The sequence below is a fragment of the Burkholderia sp. BCC0405 genome, from assembly GCF_902833075.1.
In the GTDB taxonomy this organism is placed as follows: domain Bacteria; phylum Pseudomonadota; class Gammaproteobacteria; order Burkholderiales; family Burkholderiaceae; genus Burkholderia.
Genome location: NZ_CADFEO010000058.1, coordinates 1 through 1,803, shown reverse-complemented (window position 1 = coordinate 1,803; position 1,803 = coordinate 1). Strand labels below are relative to the sequence as shown.

Sequence of the window (1,803 nt, the reverse complement as noted above, 5' to 3'; positions counted from 1 at the left end):
CAGAATCGTCATCACTTCCTCCAGCTCGACCACCGACACCCCCACGACGGATCTCCAGGGCGATATGGTCGGCGATCGACAGGACGGCGCAGCTACCGCGGCGCCATCAGATAAAAAACTGGGGAAAATTACTTCGACGAAAGTGGGGAGTATCTATCCGACGCTGACAAAAAGACACGGTGAGCGTTGTTGCGGGCCTGAAGCGTGAGGTTAAGCGGTTGCCGCAGCATCTACGCAAGTCGCTCACCTGGGACCGCGGCATGGAACTGGCGAACCACAAAGACTTCACGATCGCGACGGATGTGAAGGTCTACTTCTGCGACCCGCGAAGTCCTTGGCAACGTGGTACCAACGAAAACACGAACCGACTCCTGCGTCAGTACTTGCCTCACGGTACGCAACTTGATCAATACTCGCAGGCGGAATTGAACAAGATCGCAGAGCGGCTCAATGAACGGCCCAGAAAGACATTGGGCTTCATGTGGGTTTATGTGCGAGATGACCGCCCAGCGCCTGCGAAGAGCCGGCAGCGGTCTGGTTTGCCTACACGCCCGATCGACGTGGCGAGCATCCGCAGCAGCGTCTCGCCGAGTTCGTTGGCGTGCTGCAGGCCGACGCGTTCGCCGGCTACGCCGAGCTGTATCGCGGCGGCACCATCCAGGAAGCGGCCTGTATGGCACACGCGCGCCGGAAGATACACGACCTGCATGCCGTGCGACCCAACGCGGTGACGGAGGAAGCGCTGCGTCGGATCGGTGCGCTCTACGAGATCGAAGAGCAGATCCGCGGCAAGCCGCCCGACCAACGGCACCGCATGCGCCAAGCGCGAGCGGTGCCGCTGCTCGACGACATGAAGCGGTGGTTCGACGCGACACTTACCAAGAGCTCTCCGCGAAGTCGGACACGACCAAGGCGATCCAGTATGCGCTGAACCGCTGGCCGTCGCTGATCTATTACTGCAGCGACGGGCGCGCAGAGATCGACAACCTGATCGCTGAACGAGCGCTGCACGGCGTCGCGATCGGCCGCCGCAACTACTTGTTCGCTGGTGCCGACACTGGCGGCGAACGCGCAGCTGCGATGTATAGCCTGATCGAAACGGCGCGCTTGAACGGCCTCGATCCCGAGGCGTATCTTGCCTACGTACTCGACCGCATCGCCGACCATCCCGCCAACCGCATCGACGAGCTGCTGCCGTGGAACGTGGCGCCATCGCTGCCATCTACTGCTCGTGTTGAGCCCATCAGATAGCATCCCGGGTCTCCACCGTCAACAACCTGCACTACGGTGCTGCTCGGGCGCTTACGGACGTCATCAATGCTGTCCTGAAACAAAAGTCGGAGCGGTGGGGCATTCGCGTGGCGAACGACGAGCCGTTTGCAGTCGCCGGCATATGGCGCCGCTGGCCCGAGCCGGACGGGGGCGAAACGTTCGGCCTGTCGATGCTGACGATCACCCGGTACTGCGCCAGTTTCACCGGCACCTGAATGACGACGGCACGTTCAAGGAAAAGCGAGGCGTTGTGATCTTGCGTTCGAACCAATATGACGACTGGTTGACCCGCGAGGATCCGGAAGTCGCGCGCACGTTTCTGTCGCCGCTTCTGCCCGACGAATATGCGGTTGAAGCTGCACTGCGGGCGTCAAAACGCAAAACGTCGATCGAGGGAACACCGACCAATGGTTAGAGGTGGCCTCGCAAAATCGGACAGCCAGATAAGTGGAACGGCCGGGGCCTGAGCCAGCGATAATGCCGGCAAAGGAACCGAGGAAATGACGAAGAGAACCCGACGCACGCACTCAG

Annotated in this window: 2 protein-coding genes and 2 pseudogenes; all 4 read left to right on the top strand. The window is 61.2% G+C overall.

Translation table 11 applies throughout. From position 1 onward, the window contains the following. Positions 1-208 (top strand): hypothetical protein (locus HWX36_RS36890; protein WP_208457848.1); only part of this gene is annotated, 208 nt, incomplete at its 5' end. Then, a pseudogene (locus tag HWX36_RS36660) lies at positions 207-479 on the top strand (IS30 family transposase); the annotation flags it as partial. The gene HWX36_RS36890 and the pseudogene HWX36_RS36660, both read left to right, overlap by 2 nt. Continuing rightward, a pseudogene (locus tag HWX36_RS36655) lies at positions 474-1,251 on the top strand (IS66 family transposase); the annotation flags it as partial. The pseudogenes HWX36_RS36660 and HWX36_RS36655, both read left to right, overlap by 6 nt. 142 nt (positions 1,252-1,393) lie before the next feature. Further along, positions 1,394-1,687, top strand: a complete 294-nt coding sequence (locus HWX36_RS36650; protein ID WP_175958573.1) for a hypothetical protein — start codon at positions 1,394-1,396, stop codon at positions 1,685-1,687. Positions 1,688-1,803 lie beyond the last annotated feature (116 nt).

Bases quoted from the DNA above. Each gene is read 5' to 3' on its own strand.
- HWX36_RS36650 (WP_175958573.1), top strand. From the start codon at position 1,394: ATGGCGCCGCTGGCCCGAGCCGGACGGGGGCGAAACGTTCGGCCTGTC.